The following is a 25,836-nucleotide window of genomic DNA, read 5'->3' as shown; positions in this document are numbered from 1 at the left end:
GGGTCAAACCTGCGCGCGCTCGGTTGACCCCTGCCAAGGGCGGGTTTAAACCCGCGTAAGTCATGCAGCCATCTTGATGCGCCGATCCTCGCGCATGAAAGGAGCCACCCCGTGGAAGAGATGCTGAGGGAATACCTTCCCATCCTCGTTTTCCTGGCCGTTGCCATTGGTTTGGGCCTTGTTCTCATCCTTGCCGCCGTCATTCTGGCCGTCCGCAACCCCGATCCCGAAAAGGTCAGCGCCTATGAATGCGGGTTCAATGCATTCGACGACGCGCGGATGAAGTTCGACGTGCGATTCTATCTGGTGTCGATCCTCTTCATCATCTTCGATCTCGAAATTGCGATGCTGTTTCCATGGGCGGTGGCGTTTCAGGATCTGAGCATGGCAGCGTTCTGGTCGATGATGGTGTTTCTGGGCGTGCTGACCGCAGGTTTCGCCTATGAATGGCGCAAAGGAGCGATGGAATGGCAGTAATGACCGGTGCCAATACCGCAGGGCCGGACCGGGAGGTCGCAACGCAGGCACTGAACGCCGAGTTGCAGGACAAGGGATACTTGCTGACCTCGACCGAGGATATCATCAACTGGGCGCGCACCGGGTCGCTGCATTGGATGACCTTTGGTTTGGCGTGCTGTGCTGTCGAGATGATGCATACCGCCATGCCGCGTTATGATGTGGAGCGTTTTGGCTTTGCGCCGCGCGCCAGCCCGCGCCAGTCGGACGTGATGATCGTGGCCGGAACGCTGACGAACAAGATGGCCCCGGCGCTGCGTAAGGTCTATGACCAGATGCCAGAGCCGCGCTATGTGATTTCTATGGGAAGTTGCGCCAACGGTGGCGGTTACTATCACTACAGCTACAGTGTTGTGCGCGGTTGCGACCGGATTGTGCCGGTGGATATCTATGTACCGGGCTGCCCACCAACGGCAGAAGCCCTGGTTTATGGCATTCTGCAATTGCAGCGCAAAATTCGCCGGACGGGGACAATTGTCAGATGAGCGCAACACTCAAGGAACTTGGCGGCTATATCGAGGCGAAGCGCGTGGATTGCGTGCTGGGCTGGGAGGTCGCGCATGGCGAATTGACGGTCGATGTGGCGATCAATCATATCGCGGGGCTGGCGGAGTTTTTGAAAACCGACCAGAACTGCGCCTTTTCCTCGCTGGTTGATATTACGGCGGTGGATTATCCCGAGCGGGCGAAGCGGTTCGATGTGGTCTACCATTTCCTTAGCATGTACCAAAATCACCGCATCCGTTTGCGGGTGGCGGTCCGCGAAGAGGATATGGTTCCCTCGATCACCGAGCCCTATCCGGCGGCCAACTGGTTCGAGCGTGAAATTTTCGACATGTTTGGCATTCTCTTTTCCGGCCATCCAGATTTACGCCGCATCCTGACCGACTACGGATTTCGCGGGCACCCGCTGCGCAAGGATTTCCCGACCACGGGCTACACTGAGGTGCGCTATGACGAGGTGCAAAAGCGCGTCGTCTATGAGCCTGTGAGCCTTGTGCAGGAATACCGGCAGTTCGATTTCATGAGTCCATGGGAGGGTGCCGAATACATCCTGCCGGGTGATGAGAAGGGGGCGAAGTGATGGGAGGATACGGTATGGGCGGCGGCGGCCTGATCTTCATGCTGATCTTTGCCGTGCTGATTGTGATTCCTTTCTGGAAATTGTTGCCGAAGTTCGGCATCCCGAACTGGGTCAGTCTTGTCGCCATCATCCCACTTGGGGCACTTGTTCTGCTCTGGATCATGGCGTTCCGCGATCAGTTTGACGGAGGACGTGGTTAATGGACGGCAGCAAAGGTTTCGATGACGCCCTGACGGGCGAGCAGAAGATCCGCAATTTCAACATCAACTTTGGGCCGCAACACCCTGCAGCGCATGGGGTTTTGCGTCTGGTACTAGAGCTGGATGGTGAGTTGGTGGAGCGGTGTGACCCGCATATCGGCCTGCTGCATCGTGGCACCGAAAAGCTGATGGAGAGCCGGACCTATCTCCAAAACCTGCCTTATTTCGACCGGCTGGACTACGTGGCCCCGATGAATCAGGAGCATGCCTGGTGTCTGGCCATCGAAAAGCTGACCGGCGTTGAGGTGCCGCGCCGCGCGAGCCTCATCCGGGTGCTCTATTGCGAGATTGGCCGTATCCTCAACCACCTCCTGAACGTCACCACGCAGGCGATGGATGTGGGCGCGCTCACCCCACCGCTCTGGGGCTTTGAGGAGCGTGAAAAGCTGATGGTTTTCTATGAGCGGGCGTGCGGTGCGCGTCTGCACGCGGCCTATTTTCGCCCCGGTGGCGTGCATCAGGACCTGCCGACCGAGTTGATCGACGATATCGAGACCTGGGCCAATGAATTTCCCCGCGTTCTGGATGATATCGACGGGCTGCTGACCGAGAACCGGATTTTCAAGCAGCGCAATGCAGATATTGGCGTCATCAGTCAGCAAGAGGCGCTCGATTGGGGCTTTAGTGGCGTCATGGTGCGCGGCTCTGGTATGGCGTGGGATCTGCGCCGCGCTCAGCCTTATGAATGCTATGACGAGTTCGATTTTCTCATTCCGGTGGGCAAGAATGGTGATTGCTATGATCGCTATCTGTGCCGGATGGAAGAAATGCGCCAATCGCTGCGGATCATCCATCAGGCGATTGAAAAATTGCGCGCCCCCGAGGGGCAGGGCGAAATTCTGGCACGGGGCAAGATCACCCCACCCAAACGCGCCGAGATGAAGCGTTCGATGGAGGCGCTGATCCACCATTTCAAGCTCTATACCGAGGGGTTCCACGTGCCTGCGGGCGAAGTCTACGCTGCGGTCGAGGCACCCAAGGGTGAGTTTGGCGTGTATCTGGTGGCCGATGGCACCAACCGCCCGTATCGAGCCAAGATCCGTGCGCCCGGCTTCTTGCATTTGCAGGCGATGGATCATGTCGCCAAGGGTCATCAACTGGCCGATGTCGCGGCGATCATCGGGACGATGGATGTCGTATTTGGGGAGATCGACCGATAATGAGTTGGGCAAGCCTTGCCATAGCACTTTCGGGTGCGGGTGTGCTGGTGACGGGGCTGCTTGCGGGCCTGTTCCTGCGCGACCCGGTGGCAGGGATGGCTGCAACGACGCATCGCGCCGAACAGTTGCCGCAGGTGATGGCAAACCGATATGTTGCCATGCTCATCCTGACCGTTGGGGCGACGATTTATGGTGATGTCAAAGTGATTGCGCTGCTCTTTGTGGCCTTCTCCTACATGGCGTTTCACGATGCCTGGATCTATAGCCGAGCAGGACAATCGGTGGCCAAGCATATCGGGGCCGGGGTTGCTGCTCTGAGTGTGGTGATGGTGGCACTCTTGGCAGTGGGGCAGGGCGCATGAAGGGTATCGTTACGCTTTTAGTTGCGGCGCTCCCTGCGTTGGCTCAGGCTCAGGCCGTGCCTTCAGAGCGGATCGAGGAATTCGTTGGCGTAATGGCCGAGCATGCCTGTCGGATGTCGCCCTATCAAGCAGACAAAGTCATGCCTGATGCTGGGTTCGCTGACAAGGATGAGAGCAAGGCGATCACTGAACAGCTCATCACCGAAGAGCGCGCGCGCATTCTCGATGGGCAGTTGGTGGTCTTTGGAGGCGCCTGTGGCGGCAAGCTTGATTATTCGGGCCGCGAGCGATTCTTTGCCGCGATTGCAGACAATAATTGCGCTATGACGATTGAAGAAGCCAAGCTCTTGTTGCCGCGTGTGGGTGTCGAGATAACCGAAGTGCAGCTCTTGATGGACAAGATGGAGCGGATGTCGGAAATCCGCGTGTCTGACGATCAAAAGGCGGTATTTCTGGAACAGAGCCTCTGCGACAAATTCAAGGGTCTGTCGGCGGATATGATGAAGAGCAATCCCGAAACCGCCGTTGCCCCACGCAACCCCGCGCAATTGCGCACAGATTTGATCGCTTATATGAAGACCGTCGATTGCAAACTTGGTCGAACAGACGCTGATAGCCAACTTCCCGCCGCTGGTTTCACCACCAAGGAACTGCGCCCCGTGATTGGCAAAATGATTGCGGACGGCGAGGCCGTGATGAATGTCGACGACGATTCCCTGACCCTTTCGCAAGAGGTGTGTTCCGAATGATGCATGCACGTGTCGCAGCGCTCGCCGCTTTGGCCTTGGTTGCGGGCTGTGGCCTGCCACCGCAGGGAGTGACCCAACAGGATATCGCCCTCTACGATGCTGCTGCCGCTTCATTGGGGTGCTCCATGGTGACCGAACCTGACTATCTGGCAGCCGAGATCCAGACCGGGCTGGAGCGGCAGCAATTACTTGATATCACTGCCTATAAATTGTCCTCGGGCGGAGCCGTTCGGCTGCCTGATGGGGGCGTGAAACTGACTACAGGAGCCTGTGCCTGAGAATGCTACGTCGTCTCTATCATAAACAGCCCGAGAGCTTTGCCTTCAGCCCCGCCAATCAGGCCTGGGCTGAGGGGCAGATCAGTAAATATCCCGAAGGCCGACAAGCCAGCGCGATCATCCCGCTTTTGTGGCGGGCTCAAGAGCAAGAGGGCTGGTTGAGCCGTCCGGCGATCGAGCATGTCGCGGATTTGCTGCGGATGGATTACATTCGCGCGCTCGAGGTGGCGACGTTCTATTTCATGTTCCAGTTGCAGCCCGTGGGCAGCGTGGCGCATTTCCAGATTTGCGGCACGACGACCTGCATGATCTGTGGTGCTGAGGATCTGATAGCGGTCTGTCAGGAAAAGATCGCACCCAAAGCGTTCGAGCTGTCGACGGATGGTAAGTTTTCCTGGGAAGAGGTTGAGTGTCTGGGGGCTTGTGCCAACGCGCCGATGGCGCAAATTGGCAAGGATTATTACGAGGATCTGACGACCGCGCGCTTTGCCGAGATCATCGACGAACTGGCCGCAGGCAAGGTGCCGGTGCCGGGGCCGCAAAATGGCCGCTACGCCGCTGAACCAAAGTCGGGGTTGACCAGCCTCAAGGAGTTCGAGAGTGGTCGGGCACAGTATAATGCTAGCGCACAGGCCGCGGTGGATATTGGTGATACGGTCAAACGGATTGATGGAACTGAGGTTCCGCTTCTAACGCCGTGGCGCGACAAGGGTGCGATGCACAAGCCCGCGCCCTCTGCGGTACAGCAGAACGCCGAACCGGTGGCGATCGTGCCCAAGGTAGCAGCCGGCACGCCTGCAGATGCCACCGGGGCTACCAAGGCCGAGGCGCAGGCGACGGCTACGGCGAAACCGGCAGTGGAACCGGCGGCCAAGCCCGTGAAAGCGGCGGCTGAGGCTGAGGTCACGCCGGGCAAGAAGCCCAAAGTAATGAAGTCACCGCGGAAATCCGGCCCGGATGATCTCAAGATGATCAAGGGTGTCGGTCCCAAGCTGGAGCAGCTTTTGCACAGCATGGGCTTTTACCACTTTGATCAGGTGGCAAGTTGGACGGAGGAGGAGATCAGTTGGGTCGATCAGAACCTTGAAGGTTTCAAGGGACGGGTCAGCCGGGACAACTGGGTTGAGCAGGCAAAATTACTGGCTGACGGCAAAGAGACGGAGTTCTCTGCCCGGGCCAAGAAAGGCGGAGTTTACTGAACACGCCTGCTTGAACAAAACAGGGGGTTACTGTCATGTCTGATACGTCGAAATTGAGCACTTGCCAGATCGTAAGTTGGGGTCTCGCGGCCCTGTCGGGGATACTGGTGGTCTGGTCAACCACGCCTGCCGTCGGTTTCTTCGCAGCGCTGCTGCTTGGATTGGCGTGTGCGGTGTTCTTTGGTCTGGTGCTGACAGGGCTGGTCTGTACCGGCTACAGCGCGGAGGACCGGGGGATCGCGGTCAGCGATGTCGAGGCAACGTTGCGCGGCGTGACGGGAATTACGGGCTACAAGGCCCCCGATGTTGAAGACGACGCTCCGGTCGCGGCATCACCGGCACAATCCGCGCCGGTGCCGACACCCCAAGCCCAACCGAAATCGGGGGGCACCGACACGGGGCCAAGCAGCGCGACGCGGGCCAACGACGGCGACGACGAGGCGGTTGGTACGCAACCTGAGGCATTGGCCAAGCCACGCGGAGGTAAGGCGGATGATCTCAAGCAGATCAAGGGCGTGGGGCCCAAGCTCGAAAAGCTCTGTAACGCGATGGGCTTTTACCACTTTGACCAGATTGCAGGCTGGTCGGCAGACGAGATTGCCTGGGTTGATGCCAATCTCAAAGGGTTCAAGGGGCGGGTGACACGCGACAACTGGGCCGCACAGGCCAAGACGCTCGCCGCTGGTGGCGAGACCGAGTTTTCGAAACGCGTCGCAAAGGGCGGCGTTTACGAGGAATGATGCAAGCGATGAGCGCGCAGAACAGAGACAGGCAAATGGCACGCAAGGGCCGCACCGTGGGTGTGGTGATTGCAGCGACTATGCTGATCTGGATGGCCGCTCAATGGCTGGGCGCACAGATGGAATGGCCGATAAGGTTCGTTTTTTTGTTCGATCTGGCCGCCATTGCCGCCTTTGTATGGGCGTTGGTGGTGACTTATCAAATCTGGCGCATGCGCCGAGACAATCAGGGGTAGCGGAATGCTCAAGGACCAGGACCGTATCTTTACCAATCTCTACGGGATGCATGATCGCAGCCTAAAGGGTGCCTTGGCGCGGGGGCATTGGGATGGCACGGCCAAGATACTGCAGAACGGCCGCGATTGGATCGTGAACCAGATGAAGGCGAGCGGGCTTCGCGGTCGTGGCGGTGCGGGCTTTCCTACGGGCCTGAAATGGTCGTTCATGCCCAAGGAAAGCGACGGGCGCCCATCCTATCTGGTGGTCAATGCCGATGAATCCGAGCCGGGCACCTGCAAGGACCGTGAGATCATGCGCCATGATCCACACACACTGATCGAAGGCTGTTTGATTGCAAGTTTCGCGATGAATGCGCATGCCTGCTACATCTACATCCGCGGGGAATACATCCGGGAAAAAGAGGCGCTTCAGGTCGCTATTGATGAGGCATACGCGGCGGGGCTGGTTGGCAAGAATGCCTGCAAATCCGGCTGGGATTTCGACATCTACCTTGCACATGGGGCAGGCGCTTATATCTGCGGCGAGGAAACGGCCCTCCTTGAAAGCCTTGAGGGCAAAAAGGGTATGCCTCGGATGAAGCCGCCCTTTCCGGCGGGCGCTGGCCTCTATGGCTGTCCGACCACGGTGAACAACGTGGAATCGATTGCCGTGGTCCCGACCATCCTGCGCCGTGGACCTGAGTGGTTTTCAAGCTTTGGCCGTCCGAACAATTCGGGGACCAAGCTCTTTGCGATTTCGGGTCATGTGAACAACCCCTGCGTTGTTGAAGAAGCGATGTCGATCAGTTTTGAAGAGCTGATTGAAAAGCATTGTGGCGGGATTCGCGGTGGCTGGGACAACCTTAAGGCTGTGATCCCCGGTGGCTCCTCCGTGCCTTGCATTCGTGGCGAACACATGCGCGAGGCGATCATGGATTTTGATTACCTGCGCGAACAACGCTCGGGCCTTGGCACGGCAGCGGTCATCGTGATGGACAAGTCCACCGATATGATCAGGGCGATCTGGCGGCTCTCAAAATTCTACAAGCATGAAAGCTGCGGTCAGTGCACGCCCTGCCGTGAGGGCACCGGCTGGATGATGCGGGTCATGGACCGGCTGGTGCGTGGCGATGCCGAGGTCGAGGAAATCGACATGCTTCTCGACGTGACCAAGCAGGTCGAGGGCCACACGATTTGTGCGCTTGGTGACGCGGCGGCCTGGCCGATTCAGGGCCTTATCCGCAACTTCCGCGACGAAATCGAGGATCGGATCAAGTCGAAACGCAGCGGGCGCGTCAGCGCCGTGGCGGCGGAATGAGCGCGTTGCGGACATATCGTCTCGCAGGGATTGCCCTGATTGCGATGACCGTGCTGGCAGGCTGTGCAGAGCGCGAGGAGCGCGTGCTGTTCAACGGCAATTACTATCCCGGCAAGGCGCGGGCACAGAAAGAGGACCGGCGCAATTTCACTGCCTCGGTACGGCGTGCCGGTCGTGGACTCGAGGGCGCGCAACAGGCCGTCCTGTACGAGGCAACGCGGTATTGTCTGACCAATTTCGGCACCTCCGAGATTGCTTGGTCCGGCGTGCCTGTCGGGGCTGAAGGACCGGTTTACGGGCGCTCCGGGGACACGGTATCAGTCAGGGGACGCTGCATTATATGGTCGTAAACCGTTTCATATCAGGGGTTTGGGCTGTTTGCTATTGCATAGCAGACACCATGAAACCCATCTGCAGTGCAGATGGGCGCGCCGTGTTGGTGATGCCCCGTACTGATATGAAGGGAATGATCTGATGCGTATGATCCTGTCTTTTATCCTGAGCTTTGGCCTGAGTTTTGGACTGGGTGTATCCGGGAGCGTGGCGTCGGCCAGTGCCGGCTCGCTCTCTCAGGAGGCTGATATAAATAAGGGCCTTTTCTATATGGCTGTGGCTGATGAAATCCGCAAACGCTGCGGTGACATCTCGCCGCGTGTCGTGACCGCCATCTCGTACATGCGAGCCCTCAAAGCCGAGGCGCAGTCGCGTGGCTACACCGAAGCCGAGATTGACGCCTACATCACGGACAAGGCCGAAAAACGAAAGATACGCGGGCGGAGCGACGATTACATCCGGTCGATGGGGGCCATGCCCAATGACGGCCCGAGCCTGTGCGAGCTGGGCCAATCGGAAATCGCGAAGCAAAGCCCGATCGGCAAGTTTCTGAAAGCAAAGTGAGATAATATGTCTGACCTACGCAAGATCATCATCGACGATCAGCAGATCGAGGTAGAGGGCGCAATGACCCTGATTCAGGCCTGTGAGCACGCCGGAGTCGAGGTGCCGCGCTTCTGTTATCACGAGCGGTTGTCGATTGCCGGGAATTGCCGGATGTGTCTTGTCGAGGTCGTGGGTGGTCCGCCCAAACCGGCGGCAAGCTGCGCCATGCAGGTCAAGGATCTGCGTCCCGGCCCGGATGGCCAGCCGCCGGTTGTCAAGACCAACAGCCCCATGGTCAAAAAGGCCCGCGAGGGGGTGATGGAGTTTCTGCTCATCAACCATCCGCTTGATTGCCCGATCTGCGATCAGGGCGGAGAATGCGATTTGCAGGATCAGGCCATGGCCTATGGGGTGGATTTCAGCCGCTATCGCGAACCAAAGCGGGCGAGCGAGGATCTGGACCTTGGCCCGCTGGTCGAGACCCATATGACGCGTTGCATCTCTTGCACGCGCTGTGTGCGTTTTACCTCCGAGGTGGCCGGGATTATGCAGATGGGTCAGACCGGACGCGGCGAGGATTCCGAGATCACCAGCTATCTGGGGCAAACGCTCGACAGCAATTTGCAGGGCAATATCATTGATTTGTGCCCGGTTGGCGCGCTGGTCAGCAAGCCCTATGCCTTTACTGCGCGCCCGTGGGAACTGACCAAGACCGAAACCATCGACGTGATGGATGCGCTCGGCAGCAGCATTCGGGTGGATTGCAAGGGGCGCGAGGTCATGCGCATCCTGCCGCGCAACCATGACGGTGTGAACGAGGAATGGATTTCCGACAAGACGCGCTTTGTCTGGGACGGGTTGCGGCGTCAGCGTCTGGACCGGCCTTATATCCGTGAAAACGGCAAGCTGCGGGTGGCCTCTTGGCCAGAGGCGCTCGCGTCGGTCGCGCAGGCCATCAAGGGTGCCAAGAAAGTCGCGGGTTTGGTCGGTGATCTTGTTCCCGTCGAGGCAGCCTTTGCCCTGAAAGGTCTGATCGAGGGGCAGGGTGGGCATGTGGAATGCCGCACCGACAAGGCCCATCTGCCCGCAGGCAATCGCAGTGGCTATGTGGGCAATGTCACGATTGAGGATCTGGATACGGCAAAGAACGTCGTGCTGATCGGCACCGATCCACGTGTTGAAGCCCCGGTTCTGAACGCGCGTCTGCGCAAGGCGTGGATCAAGGGCGCCAATGTCACGCTGGTTGGTCCCAAGGTTGATCTCACCTATGAGTACACCCACGCGGGCACGGATCGAGCCGCGCTTGATGCACTCAAAGTGCCAGAGGATACGATTGTCATTGTCGGCATGGGCGCGCTGCGCGAGGCTGATGGCGCGGCGGTTCTGGCGGCAGCGATGGCGCTCTCGGGTCGGATGCTGGTGCTGCATACGGCGGCGGGGCGTGTGGGCGCAATGGACGTAGGTGCCGTGACCAATGGCGGGCTAGAGGCCGCGATTGACGGTGCTGATGTGATCTACAATCTCGGCGCTGACGAGGTTGAGATCGCGGCGGGGCCGTTTGTGATCTATCAGGGTAGCCATGGGGATCGCGGTGCGCACCGTGCCGATGTGATCCTGCCGGGGGCTGCCTATACCGAAGAACAAGGTCTCTTCGTCAACACCGAAGGCCGCCCACAATTGGCGCTGCGTGCGGGCTTTGCACCGGGTGAGGCTAAGGAAAACTGGGCCATTCTGCGGGCGCTCAGTGGCGAATTGGGCGCGGTATTGCCCTATGACAGCATCGCTCAACTGCGGCAGGCGCTGGTCAAGGCCGTACCCCATCTGAAAAAGATTGATCAGGTGGCGCAGAACGACTGGCAACCGCTGACCAAGGCCGCACTTGGCAAGGCCGATTTTCGGCTGGCGATTGCGGATTTCTACCTGAGCAACCCGATCGCCCGTGCCAGCGAATTGATGGCGGAACTCAGTGCAAATGCTAAGGCGCGCGGTACGCAACCGATGGCGGCAGAGTGAGAATGGTCATGGCCCTCATATCGCCTCTGGCGTTTGGGCTGGCGGGCTGTACCGAGAGCGCGGCCCCCGCGCCCTTTGCGCCCGAGTATCAGGGCATTGAGACGCGGCTCTTGGATGGCGATTTGGTGAATTTCCACGTCCGTATGCGTGGCGCGCGCGACGCCAAGGATGTGGAGCGGTATGCCGAATGCGCCGCCGCGCAATATGCGCTGATCCGGGGCTATGGCTTTGCCCGCCACCTGCGCACCAGTGTTGCGGAACAGGCTGGCATCTGGCAAGGCGATGCGGTCTATACGATCTCGGCGGCTCTGCCCCGGGGGCTACTGACAATCGACGCCGAAGTCGTCGCCGCGAATTGTGCGGAAAATGGAATACCGATGGTGTGAGGACCTGATGGCTGAATTTTTTACAACCCCGCTCGGGATTCTTGTGATCATCTTTGCGCAATGTCTTGCGGTGCTTGGCTTTGTCATGGTGTCGCTATTGTTCCTGGTTTACGGCGATCGCAAGATCTGGGCTGCCGTGCAGATGCGCCGGGGTCCGAATGTGGTGGGCACATGGGGCCTGTTACAGACGGTGGCGGATGCTCTGAAATATGTGGTCAAAGAGGTCGTGGTTCCCGCAGGGGCCGACAAAACGGTGTTCATGTTGGCCCCAATGACGAGCTTCGTGTTGGCGGTGCTGGCTTGGGCCGTGATTCCGATGAACGAGGGTTGGGTCTTGTCGGACATCAACGTCGCCGTGCTCTTTGTCTTCGCCATCTCCTCACTTGAGGTTTACGGTGTGATCATGGGGGGGTGGGCATCAAACTCCAAATACCCGTTCCTTGGATCGTTGCGCTCTGCCGCGCAGATGATCTCCTATGAGGTCTCTTTGGGCCTCATCATCATTGGCGTGATCATCTCGACCGGCTCGCTCAATTTCAGCGAAATTGTCCGGGCACAGGATACCGATTTCGGATTCTTCGGCTGGTATTGGCTACCGCATTTCCCGATGGTTTTCCTGTTCTTTATCAGCGCCTTGGCCGAAACCAACCGGCCGCCCTTCGATCTGCCTGAGGCTGAATCGGAGCTGGTGGCGGGGTATCAGGTGGAATATTCCTCGACGCCGTTCCTGCTGTTCATGGCCGGCGAGTATATCGCGATCTTCCTGATGTGCGCGCTGATGAGCCTTTTGTTCTTTGGCGGCTGGCTGTCACCCATTCCGGGGTTGCCCGATGGGGTGTTGTGGATGATCGGCAAGATGGCGTTCTTCTTCTTCATCTTCGCCATGGTCAAGGCGATCACACCACGTTACCGCTACGATCAGTTGATGCGGATTGGCTGGAAAGTGTTCCTGCCAATGTCTCTGGGATGGGTCGTTATCGTGTCCTTCCTTGCGAAATTCGAAGTGCTGGGCGGCTTTTGGGCCCGCTGGGCGATTGGAGGCTGAACCATGACCAAGATAGATTACGGACGTGCGGCGGGGTATTTCCTGCTCTCCGATTTCATCAAGGGGTTCCGGTTGGGGCTGAAATACTTCTTTGCACCCAAGGCCACGCTGAACTATCCGCATGAAAAAGGCCCGCTCTCGGTCCGGTTCCGGGGTGAGCACGCGCTGCGTCGTTATCCCAATGGCGAAGAGCGCTGCATCGCCTGCAAACTCTGCGAGGCGATTTGCCCGGCGCAGGCGATCACCATTGATGCCGAACCCCGCGATGACGGAAGCCGCCGCACAACGCGCTACGACATCGACATGACGAAATGCATCTATTGTGGTTTCTGTCAGGAGGCCTGCCCGGTCGATGCTATCGTCGAGGGGCCGAATTTCGAGTTCGCCACGGAGACCCGCGAAGAGCTGTTCTATGACAAGGCCAAACTGCTCGCCAATGGTGACCGCTGGGAGGCCGAGATTGCCCGCAACCTCGAAATGGATGCACCCTACAGATGAGCGATCCAACCAACCCCTTTGAGATGATGATGCGTCAGGCTCAGGAAATGGCCAAGGCGATGAACCCGGCACTTGAATCCTTTTCTCCCAAAGGGTTCGAGTCGTTATGGCCGACCATGCCCAAGGAATTCATGGAAATGAGCTTTGGCAAGGGGTTGAACAAGGAGGGGCTGGATGCCAAGACGCGCCTGCTGATCACATTGGCGGGGTTGACCATGTTGGGCGCGCAGAGCGACACCCAGATCCGCATGACCGTTCGCCACGCGCTCGAAGCGGGGGCCACTCAGGACGAGATCGCCGAGACCATTGCGCAGATGGCGATGTTTGCTGGTATCCCTTCGATGACCCGCGCGATGGATTTCGCCCGCGAGGTCATGGACGAGGCCGATAAGGAAGGAAAAGACAAATGACGATTGCGGCCATGGCCTTTTATCTCTTTGCGGTCTCGCTGCTGATCGGGGGACTGTTCACTGTCATCAGCCGCAACCCGGTGCATTCCGTGCTCTGGCTGATCCTGTCCTTCATAAGTGCGGCTGGTCTCTTCGTGCTTCTTGGTGCCGAGTTTGTCGCGATGCTCTTGATCATTGTCTATGTCGGCGCGGTTGCGGTGCTTTTCCTCTTTGTCGTGATGATGCTGGATGTGGATTTTGCCGAACTGAAAGCAGAAATGGCGAAGTATATGCCGCTTGCCCTGCTGATCGGGGTCATCCTGCTCATGCAATTCGGCCTGGTCTTTGGCAATTGGCAGATGGCGGATGGCGCGGAGGCCGCGCGCCGCTCTGTCACCCCCGACGGGGTCGAGAATACTGCCGCCTTGGGGCTTCTGCTCTATGACACCTATTTCATTCTGTTCCAATTGGCGGGCCTGATCCTATTGGTGGCAATGATCGGGGCGATCGTTCTTACGCTGCGGCACCGGACCGATGTCAAACGGCAGGATGTGCTGGCGCAGATGTACCGCGACCCGGCCAAAGCGATGGAATTGCGCGACGTGAAGCCGGGGCAGGGGCTTTAATGGCTGACATCGCGCATCAGGTGGTATCAACCCTCGGTGTGGCGGGTTTGGCCGCACTTTGGGGACTAAAGGCGCTTTTGGGTTTTGCCACCCTGCGCGTCATGAAAAGAAGAAAATTGAGGGTCAGAGGGTGAAACGATGATCGGACTTGAACATTACCTGACGGTGGCAGCGGCGCTGTTCGTCATCGGTATATTTGGCCTCTTCCTGAACCGTAAGAATGTGATCATCCTCTTGATGTCCATCGAACTTATGTTGCTTTCAGTGAATATCAACCTTGTTGCCTTCTCGTCGTTTCTGGGCGATCTGGTCGGGCAGGTTTTCACCCTTTTCGTGCTGACAGTTGCAGCGGCAGAGGCTGCGATCGGCCTCGCGATTCTTGTTTGTTTCTTCCGTAATCGCGGCACCATTGCTGTCGAAGACGTCAATGTGATGAAAGGCTGACGCCATGGAAACCATTCTCCTATTCGCGCCTCTCGTCGGGGCGCTTCTCGCAGGTTTTGGCTGGCGGATCATCGGTGACAAGGGCGCACAGTGGCTGACCACCGGCCTTTTGTTTCTCTCCTGTCTGCTAAGCTGGGTTGTGTTCCTCGGGCATGACGGCGTCATGGAAAAGGTACATCTGCTCGATTGGGTGCAGTCTGGCACGCTAGATACGGCCTGGGCGATACGGATGGATCGCCTGACCGCGATCATGCTGATCGTGATCACGACCGTGTCGGCGCTCGTGCATCTCTATTCCATGGGCTACATGGCGCATGACGAGAATTTCCGCGAGAACGAGAGCTATCGCCCTCGCTTTTTCGCCTATCTGTCGTTCTTCACATTTGCGATGCTGATGCTGGTGACCTCGGACAATCTCTTGCAGATGTTCTTTGGTTGGGAGGGCGTTGGCGTTGCCTCTTACCTGCTGATCGGGTTCTACTATCGCAAGCCGTCGGCCAATGCCGCCGCGATCAAGGCCTTTGTGGTGAACCGGGTCGGGGATTTCGGCTTTGCGCTTGGCATAATGGCGCTCTACTTCCTTGTCGACAGCATCAAGCTCGATGACATCTTTGCCGCAGCACCAATGCTGGCGGAAACGCAAGTGACGTTCCTCTGGTCCGAATGGAACGCGGCCAACCTGATTGCAGTGCTTCTTTTCATTGGCGCCATGGGTAAATCGGCGCAGCTTTTCTTGCACACCTGGCTGCCCGATGCGATGGAAGGTCCGACACCTGTGTCCGCGCTTATTCATGCGGCCACCATGGTGACCGCAGGCGTGTTCCTTGTCTGCCGCATGTCGCCGTTGATGGAATATGCACCTGAGGCAAAGACCTTTATTGTCTTCCTCGGAGCTTCGACCGCGTTCTTTGCGGCCACAGTGGGGCTGGTCCAGAATGACATCAAGCGCGTGATTGCCTATTCGACCTGTTCGCAGCTTGGGTACATGTTTGTGGCCGCTGGTGTGGGCGTCTATTCGGTCGCGATGTTCCACCTCTTCACACATGCGTTCTTCAAGGCGATGTTGTTTCTTGGGGCGGGTTCCGTGATCCACGGCATGCATCACGAACAGGACATGCGCAACTATGGCGGGTTGCGCAAGAAACTGCCCTATACCTTTTGGGCGATGATGATCGGCACGCTGGCGATCACCGGCGTGGGCATCCCGCTGACCCATATCGGCTTTGCGGGATTTCTCAGCAAAGACGCGGTGATCGAGAGCGCGTGGGCTGGCACCCAAGGTGGCTATGCCTTCTGGATGCTGGTGATTGCGGCGCTCTTCACCTCGTTTTATAGCTGGCGTCTGATCTTTCTCACCTTCTTTGGCGAGGCGCGCGGCGACAAGCACACACATGAGCACGCGCATGAAAGCCCGATGGTCATGGTGGTCCCGCTCGGGGTACTGGCGCTTGGCGCGGTCTTTGCGGGGATGATCTGGTACAACAGTTTCTTTGGCAGCCATGACGCCGTCAACAAATTCTTTGGCATTGCCGCGCATCACGCGGAAGCGTCTGAGGCACATGGCGCTGATGCAACCGGCGAGGCCGCAGCCGCAACCGAGCACGCCGAAGCCGTCACGACCGAAGGCAACGCCCCTGTCGCAGCCCATGGTGAGGCCCCACAAGGTGCCATCTTCATGCATCCCGACAATCACGTCATGGATGAGGCGCACCATGCCCCCACCTGGGTCAAGGTCAGCCCGTTCTTTGCCATGCTGATCGGGTTTGTAATGGCAGTCTGGTTCTACATTCTTGATCCCTCAATGCCGCGTAAAGTGGCCGATACACAGCGCCCGCTGTATCTCTTTCTGCTCAACAAGTGGTATTTCGACGAGATCTTCGACTTTCTTTTTGTCCGGCCTGCCAAGGCGCTCGGAAATCTCCTGTGGAAGCGCGGCGATGGGGACGTGATCGACGGGTCGATCAATGGTGTGGCCATGGGGCTCATTCCTTGGGTCACCCGCCTCGCTGGTCGGGCACAGTCCGGCTACATCTTTACCTATGCCTTTGCCATGGTGATCGGGATTGCGGTTCTGGTGACATGGATGACGATCTTCGGGGGGGCCAACTGATGGACAACCTGCTTTCCATTGTGACCTTCATTCCGGCGGTCGCGGCGGCAATCCTTGCGGTTTTTCTCCGTGGCCAGGACGCAGCGGCACAGCGTAATGCCAAATGGGTGGCGCTCATCGCCACCACACTGACCTTTGTCGTGTCGCTGTTTATCCTCTTTCAGTTTGACCCCTCCAACACGGGGTTCCAGATGGTCGAAGAGCGGGAATGGCTCTTGGGCTTGCAGTACAAGATGGGCGTTGATGGGATCAGTGTGCTTTTCGTCATGCTGACGACCTTCATCATGCCGCTGACCATCGCGGCGTCTTGGACTGTGACAACCCGCGTCAAGGAATATATGATCGCCTTCCTGTTATTGGAGACGCTCATGTTGGGCGTATTCATGGCGCTTGATCTCGTGCTCTTTTACCTCTTCTTCGAGGCAGGGCTTATTCCGATGTTCTTGATCATCGGGATATGGGGCGGCAGGGAACGTATCTACGCGTCGTTCAAATTCTTCCTCTACACCTTTCTTGGCTCCGTGCTGATGCTTGTGGCGATGGTCGCAATGTTCTCGGATGCAGGGACCACCGATATTGCGGACCTGCTCAAGCATGAGTTCGAGAGCGAGACGTTCTCGATCCTAGGAGTCCATGTGATCGGCGGCATGCAGACGCTGATGTTCCTCGCGTTCTTTGCCAGCTTTGCGGTCAAGATGCCGATGTGGCCGGTCCACACATGGCTGCCGGACGCCCACGTTCAGGCACCCACGGCTGGCTCTGTTGTGCTGGCAGCGATCCTGTTGAAGATGGGCGGCTATGGCTTCTTGCGCTTCAGCCTGCCAATGTTTCCGGTGGGCACTGAGGTGCTGACGCCTCTGGTGCTCTGGATGTCGGCCATTGCCATTGTCTACACCTCACTGGTTGCACTTGCCCAAGAAGACATGAAGAAACTGATCGCCTATTCCTCGGTCGCCCATATGGGTTACGTCACAATGGGCATATTTGCGGCCAATCAACAGGGCGTGGATGGTGCGATTTTCCAGATGATCAGCCACGGATTCATCTCGGGCGCGCTCTTTCTCTGTGTCGGCGTGATTTACGATCGGATGCATACCCGCGAGATTGATGCCTATGGCGGTCTCGTAAACCGGATGCCCGCCTATGCGCTGATCTTCATGTTCTTCACCATGGCCAATGTCGGCCTGCCAGGCACCTCTGGCTTTGTCGGGGAATTCCTGACGCTGGTCGGTGTGTTTCAGGTCAATACATGGGTTGCAGCGGTTGCGACATCAGGTGTGATCCTGTCGGCAGCCTACGCGCTCTGGCTCTATCGTCGGGTGGTCTTTGGTGATCTGATCAAGGAAAGTCTCCGCACCATCACAGATATGAACAAACGCGAGCGGGCGATTTTCGCGCCGCTGGTGGTGATGACGCTCTTGCTTGGGGTTTACCCCCGGCTTGTGACCGACATCACCGGCCCCTCGGTCGAGGCGCTGATTTCCAACGTTGAGACGGCACAGGCCGTGGCGCAAGCTGCGACACAACTTGCCGAAACCTCGCATTGAACCGGAGGCCCTGAGACATGCAGGCTGATCTATCCATAATCCTGCCCGAGATCGTGCTCTCGGCCTATGCGCTGTTGGCGCTCTTGGGTGTGGCCTATACCGGGCAGGACCGAATGGCGGGCATGCTGGTCTGGGTCACGGCGGGGTTGTTTGCGCTGCTGGCGATCTGGATCGGGGCATCGGGGACCGGCACGCGCACCGCCTTTGGTGGCATGTTCAACGATGATGGATTTGCGCGTTTTGCCAAGGTCATGATTCTCCTCTCAGCGGCGGCTGTGCTGGTGCTGGGACAGGATTACATGTCGCGCCGCGGTATTCTGCGGTTTGAATATCCGCTCCTTGTGGCCCTGGCCGTCGTGGGCATGATGGTCATGGTCAGCGCGGGCGATCTGATGGCGCTCTATATGGGGCTCGAACTGCAATCGCTGTCGCTTTATGTCGTGGCCTCTTTGCGCCGGGACAGCGCAAAATCGACTGAGGCGGGGCTCAAGTATTTCGTATTGGGCGCGCTGTCGTCTGGCCTGTTGCTCTATGGGGCGTCGCTGATCTACGGCTTTGCGGGCACAACGCTTTTCTCCGGCATCATCGCAGCAGCCGAGGGGCAGGCTCCGATCGGTCTTTTGATCGGTCTGGTCTTTGTCATCTCCGGTCTCGCGTTCAAGATTTCGGCGGTGCCCTTTCACATGTGGACGCCCGATGTCTATGAAGGCGCGCCAACTCCGATCACTGCGTTCTTTGCGACGGCCCCCAAAATGGCGGCAATGGGGCTTTTTGCCCGCGTCGTGCATGACGCCTTTGGTGGGGTGGTTGCGGATTGGCAGCAGGTGTTGGCGCTTCTGGCGCTGCTCTCGATGTTCCTTGGCGCATTTGCAGCCATCGGCCAGACCGATATCAAGCGTCTGATGGCGTATTCTTCTATTGCCCACATGGGGTATGCGCTGATGGGACTGGCGGCCGGCACGGTGTTTGGTGTGCAGGCGATGCTGATCTATATGGCAATCTATGTCACCATGAACGTGGGAACCTTTGCCTTTATCCTGTCGATGGAACGAGATGGGCAACCGGTGACGGACATTCGCAGCCTCGCCCTGTATTCCCGCGCCGAACCGGGCCGCGCCTTGGCGATGTTGATTCTCTTGTTCAGCCTCGCGGGCGTGCCGCCACTCTTGGGCTTTTTCGGCAAGCTGTATGTGCTCCGTGCTGCCTATGAAGGTGGGCTTGGATGGCTCGCGATTGCCGGGGTTGTCGCGTCTGTCATCGGCGCGTTTTACTATCTGCGCATCGTCTTCTACATGTATTTCGGAGAAGAGGGGACCGGGGTCGAGACCGGTCGTTCGCCCGTGCAATGGGCGTTTCTGATGGGTTCGGCAGCGGTGATGCTGCTTGGCATCGTCAACATGTTCGGAGTCGAGGCCATGGCACAGGCGGCCGCGGCGACACTGGTCAACTGAGCCTCATTCCAATGCCAAGCCAAACAGGCGCGCCGCAGTGGCGCGCCTGTGTCGTTCAAGGGCGCAGATACTTTTCAAGAACGATTGCGGGCATGGCTCCACGCAACAACATGTCTGGCAACACATACGAGGGGGCCATGTCGAGGCCCAGCTCAGCGGCCAGTGCCGCATCCCGCACCATGTCAAATACGCTGACCCGCAGCGAAAGCCGTTCCGCGAGATGGCGTAATTCGTCTTCGGCGGCGGCACAGTCGGGGCAATCATCTTGCGTGAAGAACGCTATTGCGGCGGGCTCGCCCTCTGCCCCAAAGCCGGGCAGACCGGGTGAAAAAAGCTGTCTGGAGGCCCGGTCCAACAGTCCCAAATCACGCGCGGCATCCTCACTATAAAGATCGGTTGCGACAATCTGTGGCCGCTCACGCAATGGATAGATCAGTGCTGGTGTCTCGACCAACACCGCGCGTATTGCCTCTCCGAGTGCCGTTCGCGATTGCTGCGGTATCTCTTGCGCAACGACAGGTAAGGCTGTCCCGTGTAACAGGGCAGCAACGAAGAGGGTAGGGCGCATGGCTATTGTGCGCGGATCTCGTTGGCGATCTCTTGCATGGCATCTTGAGGCAAGTATCCGCGCAGCATTTGATCGCCCATCACAAAGGACGGTGTGCCGGTGATCTGCATTCTCTGACCAAGCGCATGATTGGCGGCGATCACCTCAGAGACCGCCTCGCTGTTCATCTCCGCGATGATTTTAGTGGCATCCAGGCCGAGCGTATCCGCCAGACGGGATAATCCGGTCTCATTCATGCTGCCGCTATAGCTCATCAGCGCGTCATGCACCGATTTATAGGCCTCATCCCCTGCAACTTGGCGTGTCGCGATGGCAAAGCGAGAGGCGAGCACAGAATCCTCACCCAGAATGGGGAATTCCTTGATAATGAAACGCATATTGCCATCGGCGGCCAAGAGACCCTTCACGTCATCAAAGGCGCGGCGGCAATAGCTGCAGCGATAGTCCATGAATTCAACCAATGTCAGGTTGCCTTCCGGATTGCCCCCAACCCAAGAGTTCGGATCGTTGAAGAGGGCATCGGCATTGCTTCTGACCAGATCGCTATCGGCCTGTGCCTGGCCTTGGGCTTCGCGCTTTTCCAGCACGGCAACTGCTTCCATGATCACTTCGGGGTTCTCGAGCAAGTAAGCTCGAATTTCCTCGCGCAAGAGCGTGCGTTCGGCCTCGTTCAAACTTTCAAGATCAAGCGCGGAGGCCGGCTGTGTCAGAATCAAGCAAAGGCCAAAACTGGCAGAGGACAGAACAGAACGTAGCATCAGGGTCATTTTCTCCGTTTTTCTTCGGCTTCTGCCGCAAAAAGTACATCCTGTGCCCTTTGCCACGCGGCAGAACCGCGGGGTAACAGGGAGGAAGCGCGCGTCGCATGTATCTTAGCATCTTTCAACTGGCCTGCCATCGCATATCGCTCTGCGGTCAGGACCGAGGCCATCCCGTTATTGCCTAACTTTGCATTGGCCTGTGCCAGATCGCGCAGGATGCGGGAGTCACGACCATCGCGCCCCCTCGCGGTTTCCAGAAACTCTGCCGCCTTTTGCACCTGACCATCAGCCAAGAGAGCCCGCCCATAAGATCCAAGGATCAGCGCATTCCGTGGGGCCAGATTGGCGGCGCGCGCATAGGCAGCGACGGCGGGCTTGATCTGTCTGCTTTCCATGAGAATCTGCCCGCGTAACTCGTGCAAATAAGGATCGTTCGGACGCCGTGCGATGGCCCCGTCTATCGCGGCCAAAGCCCGGCGCAGATCAGCCTGCCGATGATAGGCAATTGCCTGACGCATCAATTTGACGTCTTCATAGCCATATTCTCCGGCTCGCGTCAGCGTCCATTTCGGAGATCGTTGAAACGCCGAGAGCTTGCTTTTGGCCCGCGCAAACCAATAGGTTGCTTCAGGGTCGGGCGTTACGGTTTTTGACTGTGCGTCGGCCAATTGGCTGATCCGCCGGAACCGGTCCCGAGAGAGCGGATGGGTGCGCGCATAGGCATCCTGACGGCCTAGCGACAGGGATTCTTGTCCCCGAAATAGATCCATGACCTGCACGGCACCGCGCAGATCGATACCTGCGGCGGCCATAAACCGCATACCGCTGGCATCGGCCGCATTTTCCTCGGCCCGCGTGTGCGAAAAAAAGCTGCGCATCGCGGCCCCCTGAAGCCCGGCTGCGGCCCCTGCGGCAAACTCGCCACTTCCGGCGGCTGCTCCGGCGGCGACGGCCAATGCTGTTCCAAGTGCCGCAGCGGTTCGGGCGTTGCGGGCATTGATCGGGCGACGCATGAGGTGACCATTCGCAATATGGGCCGCCTCATGCGCAATCACCGATTGCAGCATGGCCGGGGTCTCCATCCTCAAGATTAGCCCGGAGTGTATGAAAATACTGTCCGAATCGATCACAAAGGCATTCATGCTCGAATCGTCAATCACCAGAATATCCACCCGTGCGGGACTCAATCCTGCGGCTTGCAATACAGGCGTCGCAAGACTGCGCAAGGCCTGCTCAATATCGGGATCACGCAGCAACGTCACGGCCCGCGCTGGAACAGCCAGCGTCAGGGTCAGCAGCAATGAGAGCGCGGCGAGTCGGAGAAGCAGCATTGACCTTGGCGGCCTTTTCCAGTGAGACGGGTCGGCAAGTGCGCGCAGTCTAGGAGAAAACCCATGCGAAACTCAACCCGGTCGCAGGTTGATGCCTTCATCGTGATGGATGTGATGGAGGCCGCGCGCCGCGCCGAGGCAATGGGACGCCACATCATCCACATGGAGGTGGGGCAACCGGGTACTCCTGCTCCGCAAGGCGCACGGGATGCCCTTGTCGAAACAATGGCGCGCGAGTCTCTGGGATACACGGTGGCGCTCGGCCTGCCAGCCCTGCGCGCACGGATCGCGCGGCTCTATAAAGACTGGTACAATATCGACCTGAACCCAAGCAGGGTTGTCATCACTCCCGGCTCTTCCGGGGCCTTCATTCTCGCCTTTACGGCCCTTTTCGATGTTGGCGACCGGGTCGGAATCGGTGCGCCGGGATATCCCAGCTATCGCCAGATTCTGCGGGCGTTGGATCTCGTGCCGGTGGATATAGAAACGGCGGCGGAAAACCGCTTGCAGCCAGCCCCTGGGGATCTCGCGGGGCGCGACTTGAGCGGGCTTCTGGTGGCGAGCCCGGCGAATCCGTCCGGTACGATGCTGGACCGGGTAGCGCTTGGCGGGCTCATTGAGGCGTGTCACGCGCAGGGGGTATCCTTCATCAGTGACGAAATTTATCACGGGATCGACTATGAGCAACGCGCCGTCAGCGCGCTTGAGATCACCGACGAATGCTATGTGATCAACTCCTTCTCGAAGTATTTTTCCATGACCGGCTGGCGCATCGGCTGGATGGTGGTGCCCGAAGATGACGTACGCGTGGTCGAACGGCTGGCGCAGAATCTCTTTATCTGTCCGCCCCACGCAAGTCAGATCGCTGCCCTCGCAGCAATGGATTGTACGTCGGAACTTGAGGCCAATATGGCGGTTTACCGGCGCAACCGCACCCTGATGCTGGATGGGCTGCCCAAAGCTGGGTTTGACCGTATCGCACCGCCTGACGGGGCCTTTTATGTTTATGCCGATGTCAGCCATCTGACCGACGACAGCCGCGCCTTTGCTGCCGAAATTCTGGACAAGGCCGGGGTCGCAGTGACACCGGGATTGGATTTCGACCCAGTCCGCGGTGCCGGAACGCTGCGGTTTTCCTATGCGCGCGCCACGGCGGATATCGAAGAAGGGCTGTCGCGGCTCCAGCGCTTTATGGACCAACGCAGCATCTAGAGCAGGCAGGGCGATTGAGTGGGCAATGGGCGCTAAAGCCCGTTCGCCAAAGTTTCACCACAGTCCTGTCCCGAATTCGCCAGATCGGCATGGCACTCTTTTTGGTGGCGGCAACTTTGTCAAAGGGGTGCGAAATGCAACAGCTCAGAAATGGCTATCAAAGCGCTAGTGTGTTGCTTCAGGTCAATGCCGATCTGTTGCTCTATCTGGTCACTCTTGGGTTCGCTCTTTTTGCCGGTGGATTTATTGGCGCGCTCTGATCCATGCGACCTGTTTCACGGCCACTCGCGTTTTGACAAGGCCAGACAGACGGGTTACTGACATCCATAATGAGATGTCTGACTGGGTTTGAGCAATGAATGATCGCGACATGAATCGGCAGAATAGCCGCAACGTTTTTTTCGCGTTGAGAACCGTTAAAGCCGCTCTTGTGTCAGTGATCATTGCCACATTCCTGTTAGGAACCGGCCAACGAGCCGAGGCGCAATCCTATCGCTTCTCCTCGGTGTCCATTGAGGGCAACCAACGTATCGAAGCAGGGACGATTCTTTCCTACGCAGGCATCGCGCGGAACGAGACCGTTTCGGCCGGTCAATTGAACGACGCCTATCAGAAAGTCTTGACCTCGGGACTTTTTGAAGAAGTTGAACTCGTCCCGCAGGGCAATAATCTGCTGATCCGCGTCACCGAGTTTCCAACCATCAATCGCATCGCCTTTGAGGGCAACGACAAGATCAAAGACGAGGATCTTGCTGGTTTCATCCAGAGCAAATCGCGTCAAGTCTTCAGCCCGACGCAGGCCGAGCGTGACGCGGGAATAATTTCAGAAGCCTATAGCCAAAACGGTCGCATTGCCGCCCGTGTGACGCCGAAGGTAATCCGGCGGAGCGATAACCGTGTTGATCTGGTGTTCGAGATTTTTGAGGGCCGCAAGATCGAGGTGCAGCGTATTGGCTTCGTCGGCAATCGCGCCTTTTCCGACACTCGCCTCCGTCGCGTGGTCGAAAGCAAGCAAACCGGCCTCCTGCGCGCCCTGATCGAACGCGACACCTTTGTCGAGGATCGGGTGAACTTTGATCGTCAGGTGCTGACCGATTTCTACAACTCGCGCGGCTACGTCGATTTCCGCGTCACGGGGACCAATGCCGAATTGGCCCGCGAGCGGGACGCTTACTTTGTCACGTTCAATGTTCAGGAAGGCCAACAGTTCAAGTTCGGCCAGATCACAACCGTGAGCGAGATGAACGGGGTTGAGGCCGAGACCTATCACGACACACTCAAGATCAAACCGGGAGTGGTTTACTCCCCGACGCTGGTCGAAAATTCGATCGCTCGGATGGAACGTCTGGCCATCAAGAACGGCGTTGATTTCCTGCGAGTCGAGCCGCGCATCACCCGAAACGACCGCGATTTGACGCTGAATGTGGAATTCGCCCTCCAACGCGGGCCGCGTATCTTTGTCGAGCGGATCGACATCGAAGGTAACACGACGACCCTCGACCGCGTGATCCGACGCCAGTTTGATCAAGCCGAAGGTGATCCGTTCAACCCGCGCTCGATCCAGCAGGCGGCAACCCGCATCCGGGCCTTGGGGTATTTCAAGGAGGTGGACGTGAATGCGCGCGAAGGGTCGCGTCCGGACCAAGTTGTGATCGAGACCGACGTGGAAGAGCAAACTACTGGAACGGTGTCTGTCGGTGCCAGCTTTTCCACCAACTCGGGTCTTGGCATTTCTCTTGGCTTCTCGGAGCGCAACTTTATCGGGCGCGGCCAACGGTTAACCGCGCAGATTTTGGCCACTGCCGATTCGATCAACTACAATCTCGGCTTTGTTGAGCCAGCTTTTCTTGGGCGTGATGTGGCCTTGGGTCTTGATTTCTCATTTCAGGAGACAGAGAGCGACAACAGCCTGTTTGACACCGCAATCGGGACATTCCGCCCCAGCCTGACCTTTCCGACCGGCGAGAATACCCGGCTTGGCGTCTACTACAATGCCAGCTACGAGGACATGTCTGACTATCAGGGCACGTCCGGTATTCTTCTGGACGAGATCAACCAAGGGGCGCTATGGACCAGTTCTGTGGGTTACAATTTCAATTATGACACGCGGGAGTCAGGGCTTAATCCCAATGCGGGGGTTCTCTTGTCATTTGGCCAGGAATTTGCCGGTCTCGGCGGTGACAACGACTATATCAAGACCACGGCGCGTCTGGTCGGCCAAACGACTGTCATGAATGAGGATGTGACCTTGAGGGCTATCCTCGAGGGCGGTGCGATCGAGTTTTCCGGAGGCCAAAGCAGCCGCTTTCTCAATCGCTTTGGTTCACAGGTTATTCGCGGCTTTGAGCCGAATGGCATGGGGCCGATTGAAGACGACGAACTGTTGGGCGGTGATTATTTCGCTGCACTCAAATTCGAAGCAGAATTTCCCCTCGGCCTGCCCGACGAATATGGCATCACTGGCGGGGCGTTCTACGACATCGGCTCGATCTGGGGTATTGGTAACCGGGGGTCTGTTGCTCCGGGCAATACGCTGTCCTCGACTGGGTTCAAAGCGCGGCATGTCGTTGGTTTCTCGATATTCTGGTCTTCACCCTTTGGCCCGATCCGGATGAACTTCTCCAACGCGCTCAAGAAAGAACCGGGCGATATCGAGCAACAGTTCGATTTGACGGTTCGAACGGAATTCTGA

At 58.2% G+C, this 25,836-nt stretch carries 31 protein-coding genes; 28 read left to right on the top strand and 3 right to left on the bottom strand.

The features are described from left to right. Positions 1 to 111: 111 nt before the first annotated feature. The 25 genes from ROS217_RS16645 (at position 112) to nuoN (ending at position 19,272) form a co-directional block, all read left to right on the top strand. Complete coding sequence (locus ROS217_RS16645; protein WP_040650684.1) at positions 112 to 477, top strand: NADH-quinone oxidoreductase subunit A; 366 nt, start codon at positions 112 to 114, stop codon at positions 475 to 477. After that, positions 468 to 1,001, top strand: a complete 534-nt coding sequence (locus tag ROS217_RS16640) for a NuoB/complex I 20 kDa subunit family protein (protein ID WP_040650682.1) — start codon at positions 468 to 470, stop codon at positions 999 to 1,001. The genes ROS217_RS16645 and ROS217_RS16640 overlap by 10 nt, the downstream gene beginning before the upstream one ends. After that, positions 998 to 1,600: an NADH-quinone oxidoreductase subunit C gene (locus ROS217_RS16635; protein WP_009818961.1), complete on the top strand. Its 603-nt coding sequence runs from the start codon at positions 998 to 1,000 to the stop codon at positions 1,598 to 1,600. The genes ROS217_RS16640 and ROS217_RS16635 overlap by 4 nt, the downstream gene beginning before the upstream one ends. Next, positions 1,600 to 1,800: a hypothetical protein gene (locus ROS217_RS16630; protein ID WP_254656447.1), complete on the top strand. Its 201-nt coding sequence runs from the start codon at positions 1,600 to 1,602 to the stop codon at positions 1,798 to 1,800. Before ROS217_RS16635 ends, ROS217_RS16630 begins: the two co-directional genes overlap by 1 nt. Next, on the top strand, positions 1,800 to 3,020 hold the full coding sequence (locus ROS217_RS16625; RefSeq protein ID WP_009818959.1) for an NADH-quinone oxidoreductase subunit D: 1,221 nt from the start codon (positions 1,800 to 1,802) through the stop codon (positions 3,018 to 3,020). The genes ROS217_RS16630 and ROS217_RS16625 overlap by 1 nt, the downstream gene beginning before the upstream one ends. Continuing rightward, positions 3,020 to 3,382 carry a hypothetical protein gene (locus tag ROS217_RS16620; protein WP_009818958.1) on the top strand — a complete coding sequence of 121 codons (363 nt, stop codon included), beginning with the start codon at positions 3,020 to 3,022 and terminating at the stop codon, positions 3,380 to 3,382. Before ROS217_RS16625 ends, ROS217_RS16620 begins: the two co-directional genes overlap by 1 nt. Further along, positions 3,379 to 4,131 carry a hypothetical protein gene (locus ROS217_RS16615; RefSeq protein WP_009818957.1) on the top strand — a complete coding sequence of 251 codons (753 nt, stop codon included), beginning with the start codon at positions 3,379 to 3,381 and terminating at the stop codon, positions 4,129 to 4,131. The genes ROS217_RS16620 and ROS217_RS16615 overlap by 4 nt, the downstream gene beginning before the upstream one ends. After that, on the top strand, positions 4,128 to 4,409 hold the full coding sequence (locus ROS217_RS16610; protein ID WP_009818956.1) for a hypothetical protein: 282 nt from the start codon (positions 4,128 to 4,130) through the stop codon (positions 4,407 to 4,409). Before ROS217_RS16615 ends, ROS217_RS16610 begins: the two co-directional genes overlap by 4 nt. 2 nt (positions 4,410 to 4,411) lie before the next feature. After that, on the top strand, positions 4,412 to 5,608 hold the full coding sequence (locus ROS217_RS16605) for an NADH-quinone oxidoreductase subunit E (protein WP_009818955.1): 1,197 nt from the start codon (positions 4,412 to 4,414) through the stop codon (positions 5,606 to 5,608). A 35-nt stretch (positions 5,609 to 5,643) separates the two neighbouring features. Beyond that, the gene (locus ROS217_RS16600; RefSeq protein ID WP_009818953.1) at positions 5,644 to 6,348 is read left to right on the top strand and encodes an NADH:ubiquinone oxidoreductase; all 705 of its coding nucleotides are present in this window, start codon (positions 5,644 to 5,646) and stop codon (positions 6,346 to 6,348) included. Then, positions 6,345 to 6,584, top strand: coding sequence for a DUF5337 domain-containing protein (locus ROS217_RS16595; protein WP_009818952.1), 240 nt, complete (start codon positions 6,345 to 6,347; stop codon positions 6,582 to 6,584). Before ROS217_RS16600 ends, ROS217_RS16595 begins: the two co-directional genes overlap by 4 nt. A gap of 4 nt (positions 6,585 to 6,588) precedes the next feature. Beyond that, on the top strand, positions 6,589 to 7,884 hold the full coding sequence (gene nuoF, locus ROS217_RS16590; RefSeq protein ID WP_009818951.1) for an NADH-quinone oxidoreductase subunit NuoF: 1,296 nt from the start codon (positions 6,589 to 6,591) through the stop codon (positions 7,882 to 7,884). After that, complete coding sequence (locus ROS217_RS16585) at positions 7,881 to 8,234, top strand: hypothetical protein (protein ID WP_009818950.1); 354 nt, start codon at positions 7,881 to 7,883, stop codon at positions 8,232 to 8,234. Before nuoF ends, ROS217_RS16585 begins: the two co-directional genes overlap by 4 nt. A gap of 124 nt (positions 8,235 to 8,358) precedes the next feature. Further along, on the top strand, positions 8,359 to 8,781 hold the full coding sequence (locus ROS217_RS16580; protein ID WP_009818948.1) for a DUF5333 domain-containing protein: 423 nt from the start codon (positions 8,359 to 8,361) through the stop codon (positions 8,779 to 8,781). Between the two features lie 6 nt (positions 8,782 to 8,787). Then, positions 8,788 to 10,776: an NADH-quinone oxidoreductase subunit NuoG gene (gene nuoG / locus ROS217_RS16575; protein ID WP_009818947.1), complete on the top strand. Its 1,989-nt coding sequence runs from the start codon at positions 8,788 to 8,790 to the stop codon at positions 10,774 to 10,776. A gap of 2 nt (positions 10,777 to 10,778) precedes the next feature. Then, positions 10,779 to 11,162, top strand: coding sequence for a hypothetical protein (locus tag ROS217_RS16570; protein WP_009818946.1), 384 nt, complete (start codon positions 10,779 to 10,781; stop codon positions 11,160 to 11,162). Between the two features lie 7 nt (positions 11,163 to 11,169). Beyond that, positions 11,170 to 12,207, top strand: a complete 1,038-nt coding sequence (gene nuoH / locus ROS217_RS16565) for an NADH-quinone oxidoreductase subunit NuoH (RefSeq protein WP_009818945.1) — start codon at positions 11,170 to 11,172, stop codon at positions 12,205 to 12,207. Positions 12,208 to 12,210: 3 nt separating this feature from the next. Further along, a complete protein-coding gene (nuoI, locus tag ROS217_RS16560; RefSeq protein WP_009818944.1) occupies positions 12,211 to 12,705 on the top strand; it encodes an NADH-quinone oxidoreductase subunit NuoI in 495 nt (164 codons plus the stop codon). Beyond that, positions 12,702 to 13,115: a carboxymuconolactone decarboxylase family protein gene (locus ROS217_RS16555; protein ID WP_009818943.1), complete on the top strand. Its 414-nt coding sequence runs from the start codon at positions 12,702 to 12,704 to the stop codon at positions 13,113 to 13,115. The genes nuoI and ROS217_RS16555 overlap by 4 nt, the downstream gene beginning before the upstream one ends. Beyond that, the gene (locus ROS217_RS16550; RefSeq protein ID WP_009818942.1) at positions 13,112 to 13,720 is read left to right on the top strand and encodes an NADH-quinone oxidoreductase subunit J; all 609 of its coding nucleotides are present in this window, start codon (positions 13,112 to 13,114) and stop codon (positions 13,718 to 13,720) included. Before ROS217_RS16555 ends, ROS217_RS16550 begins: the two co-directional genes overlap by 4 nt. After that, the gene (locus ROS217_RS24915) at positions 13,720 to 13,854 is read left to right on the top strand and encodes a hypothetical protein (RefSeq protein WP_296430469.1); all 135 of its coding nucleotides are present in this window, start codon (positions 13,720 to 13,722) and stop codon (positions 13,852 to 13,854) included. Before ROS217_RS16550 ends, ROS217_RS24915 begins: the two co-directional genes overlap by 1 nt. A gap of 4 nt (positions 13,855 to 13,858) precedes the next feature. Beyond that, positions 13,859 to 14,164, top strand: a complete 306-nt coding sequence (gene nuoK / locus ROS217_RS16545) for an NADH-quinone oxidoreductase subunit NuoK (RefSeq protein ID WP_009818941.1) — start codon at positions 13,859 to 13,861, stop codon at positions 14,162 to 14,164. 4 nt (positions 14,165 to 14,168) lie between these two features. Beyond that, positions 14,169 to 16,274, top strand: a complete 2,106-nt coding sequence (gene nuoL / locus ROS217_RS16540) for an NADH-quinone oxidoreductase subunit L (RefSeq protein WP_009818940.1) — start codon at positions 14,169 to 14,171, stop codon at positions 16,272 to 16,274. Then, the gene (locus ROS217_RS16535) at positions 16,274 to 17,821 is read left to right on the top strand and encodes an NADH-quinone oxidoreductase subunit M (protein WP_040651628.1); all 1,548 of its coding nucleotides are present in this window, start codon (positions 16,274 to 16,276) and stop codon (positions 17,819 to 17,821) included. The genes nuoL and ROS217_RS16535 overlap by 1 nt, the downstream gene beginning before the upstream one ends. A gap of 17 nt (positions 17,822 to 17,838) precedes the next feature. Then, positions 17,839 to 19,272 carry an NADH-quinone oxidoreductase subunit NuoN gene (gene nuoN, locus ROS217_RS16530; protein ID WP_009818938.1) on the top strand — a complete coding sequence of 478 codons (1,434 nt, stop codon included), beginning with the start codon at positions 17,839 to 17,841 and terminating at the stop codon, positions 19,270 to 19,272. A gap of 55 nt (positions 19,273 to 19,327) precedes the next feature. Here nuoN and ROS217_RS16525 read toward each other — a convergent pair whose 3' ends face one another. The 3 genes from ROS217_RS16525 to ROS217_RS16515 are packed head-to-tail and all read right to left on the bottom strand — an operon-like array spanning position 19,328 to position 21,932. Continuing rightward, positions 19,328 to 19,840 carry an NADH dehydrogenase gene (locus ROS217_RS16525; protein ID WP_083781556.1) on the bottom strand — a complete coding sequence of 171 codons (513 nt, stop codon included), beginning with the start codon at positions 19,838 to 19,840 and terminating at the stop codon, positions 19,328 to 19,330. A 2-nt stretch (positions 19,841 to 19,842) separates the two neighbouring features. Continuing rightward, a complete protein-coding gene (locus ROS217_RS16520) occupies positions 19,843 to 20,607 on the bottom strand; it encodes a DsbA family protein (RefSeq protein ID WP_009818936.1) in 765 nt (254 codons plus the stop codon). Next, on the bottom strand, positions 20,604 to 21,932 hold the full coding sequence (locus tag ROS217_RS16515; RefSeq protein WP_009818935.1) for a M48 family metalloprotease: 1,329 nt from the start codon (positions 21,930 to 21,932) through the stop codon (positions 20,604 to 20,606). Before ROS217_RS16515 ends, ROS217_RS16520 begins: the two co-directional genes overlap by 4 nt. A gap of 63 nt (positions 21,933 to 21,995) precedes the next feature. Between ROS217_RS16515 and ROS217_RS16510 the strand changes: the two genes are divergently transcribed. From ROS217_RS16510 to bamA, 3 genes are all read left to right on the top strand, one after another. Beyond that, positions 21,996 to 23,144, top strand: a complete 1,149-nt coding sequence (locus tag ROS217_RS16510; RefSeq protein ID WP_009818934.1) for a pyridoxal phosphate-dependent aminotransferase — start codon at positions 21,996 to 21,998, stop codon at positions 23,142 to 23,144. 134 nt (positions 23,145 to 23,278) lie between these two features. After that, positions 23,279 to 23,404, top strand: coding sequence for a hypothetical protein (locus ROS217_RS24910; RefSeq protein ID WP_302621683.1), 126 nt, complete (start codon positions 23,279 to 23,281; stop codon positions 23,402 to 23,404). A gap of 95 nt (positions 23,405 to 23,499) precedes the next feature. After that, positions 23,500 to 25,836: an outer membrane protein assembly factor BamA gene (gene bamA, locus ROS217_RS16505; RefSeq protein ID WP_009818932.1), complete on the top strand. Its 2,337-nt coding sequence runs from the start codon at positions 23,500 to 23,502 to the stop codon at positions 25,834 to 25,836.

The organism is Roseovarius sp. 217 (assembly GCF_000152845.1).
In the GTDB taxonomy this organism is placed as follows: Bacteria; Pseudomonadota; Alphaproteobacteria; order Rhodobacterales; family Rhodobacteraceae; genus Roseovarius.
The sequence above is the reverse complement of the archived record's forward strand: the minus strand, read 5'-3'. Positions and strand labels throughout refer to the sequence as shown.

Coding starts and splice junctions, on each gene's coding strand:
- nuoI (WP_009818944.1), top strand. CDS start 12,211: ATGACCAAGATAGATTACGGACGTGCGGCGGGGTATTTCCTGCTCTCC.
- ROS217_RS16630 (WP_254656447.1), top strand. CDS start 1,600: ATGGGAGGATACGGTATGGGCGGCGGCGGCCTGATCTTCATGCTGATC.
- ROS217_RS16550 (WP_009818942.1), top strand. CDS start 13,112: ATGACGATTGCGGCCATGGCCTTTTATCTCTTTGCGGTCTCGCTGCTG.
- ROS217_RS16585 (WP_009818950.1), top strand. CDS start 7,881: ATGAGCGCGTTGCGGACATATCGTCTCGCAGGGATTGCCCTGATTGCG.
- ROS217_RS16600 (WP_009818953.1), top strand. CDS start 5,644: ATGTCTGATACGTCGAAATTGAGCACTTGCCAGATCGTAAGTTGGGGT.
- nuoH (WP_009818945.1), top strand. CDS start 11,170: ATGGCTGAATTTTTTACAACCCCGCTCGGGATTCTTGTGATCATCTTT.
- ROS217_RS16580 (WP_009818948.1), top strand. CDS start 8,359: ATGCGTATGATCCTGTCTTTTATCCTGAGCTTTGGCCTGAGTTTTGGA.
- ROS217_RS16610 (WP_009818956.1), top strand. CDS start 4,128: ATGATGCATGCACGTGTCGCAGCGCTCGCCGCTTTGGCCTTGGTTGCG.
- ROS217_RS24915 (WP_296430469.1), top strand. CDS start 13,720: ATGGCTGACATCGCGCATCAGGTGGTATCAACCCTCGGTGTGGCGGGT.
- ROS217_RS24910 (WP_302621683.1), top strand. CDS start 23,279: ATGCAACAGCTCAGAAATGGCTATCAAAGCGCTAGTGTGTTGCTTCAG.
- nuoG (WP_009818947.1), top strand. CDS start 8,788: ATGTCTGACCTACGCAAGATCATCATCGACGATCAGCAGATCGAGGTA.
- ROS217_RS16525 (WP_083781556.1), bottom strand. CDS start 19,840: ATGCGCCCTACCCTCTTCGTTGCTGCCCTGTTACACGGGACAGCCTTA.
- nuoN (WP_009818938.1), top strand. CDS start 17,839: ATGCAGGCTGATCTATCCATAATCCTGCCCGAGATCGTGCTCTCGGCC.
- ROS217_RS16625 (WP_009818959.1), top strand. CDS start 1,800: ATGGACGGCAGCAAAGGTTTCGATGACGCCCTGACGGGCGAGCAGAAG.
- ROS217_RS16570 (WP_009818946.1), top strand. CDS start 10,779: ATGGTCATGGCCCTCATATCGCCTCTGGCGTTTGGGCTGGCGGGCTGT.
- ROS217_RS16515 (WP_009818935.1), bottom strand. CDS start 21,932: ATGCTGCTTCTCCGACTCGCCGCGCTCTCATTGCTGCTGACCCTGACG.
- bamA (WP_009818932.1), top strand. CDS start 23,500: ATGAATGATCGCGACATGAATCGGCAGAATAGCCGCAACGTTTTTTTC.
- ROS217_RS16555 (WP_009818943.1), top strand. CDS start 12,702: ATGAGCGATCCAACCAACCCCTTTGAGATGATGATGCGTCAGGCTCAG.
- ROS217_RS16510 (WP_009818934.1), top strand. CDS start 21,996: ATGCGAAACTCAACCCGGTCGCAGGTTGATGCCTTCATCGTGATGGAT.
- ROS217_RS16615 (WP_009818957.1), top strand. CDS start 3,379: ATGAAGGGTATCGTTACGCTTTTAGTTGCGGCGCTCCCTGCGTTGGCT.
- ROS217_RS16595 (WP_009818952.1), top strand. CDS start 6,345: ATGATGCAAGCGATGAGCGCGCAGAACAGAGACAGGCAAATGGCACGC.
- nuoL (WP_009818940.1), top strand. CDS start 14,169: ATGGAAACCATTCTCCTATTCGCGCCTCTCGTCGGGGCGCTTCTCGCA.
- ROS217_RS16640 (WP_040650682.1), top strand. CDS start 468: ATGGCAGTAATGACCGGTGCCAATACCGCAGGGCCGGACCGGGAGGTC.
- ROS217_RS16520 (WP_009818936.1), bottom strand. CDS start 20,607: ATGACCCTGATGCTACGTTCTGTTCTGTCCTCTGCCAGTTTTGGCCTT.
- nuoK (WP_009818941.1), top strand. CDS start 13,859: ATGATCGGACTTGAACATTACCTGACGGTGGCAGCGGCGCTGTTCGTC.
- ROS217_RS16620 (WP_009818958.1), top strand. CDS start 3,020: ATGAGTTGGGCAAGCCTTGCCATAGCACTTTCGGGTGCGGGTGTGCTG.
- ROS217_RS16535 (WP_040651628.1), top strand. CDS start 16,274: ATGGACAACCTGCTTTCCATTGTGACCTTCATTCCGGCGGTCGCGGCG.
- ROS217_RS16635 (WP_009818961.1), top strand. CDS start 998: ATGAGCGCAACACTCAAGGAACTTGGCGGCTATATCGAGGCGAAGCGC.
- ROS217_RS16605 (WP_009818955.1), top strand. CDS start 4,412: ATGCTACGTCGTCTCTATCATAAACAGCCCGAGAGCTTTGCCTTCAGC.
- nuoF (WP_009818951.1), top strand. CDS start 6,589: ATGCTCAAGGACCAGGACCGTATCTTTACCAATCTCTACGGGATGCAT.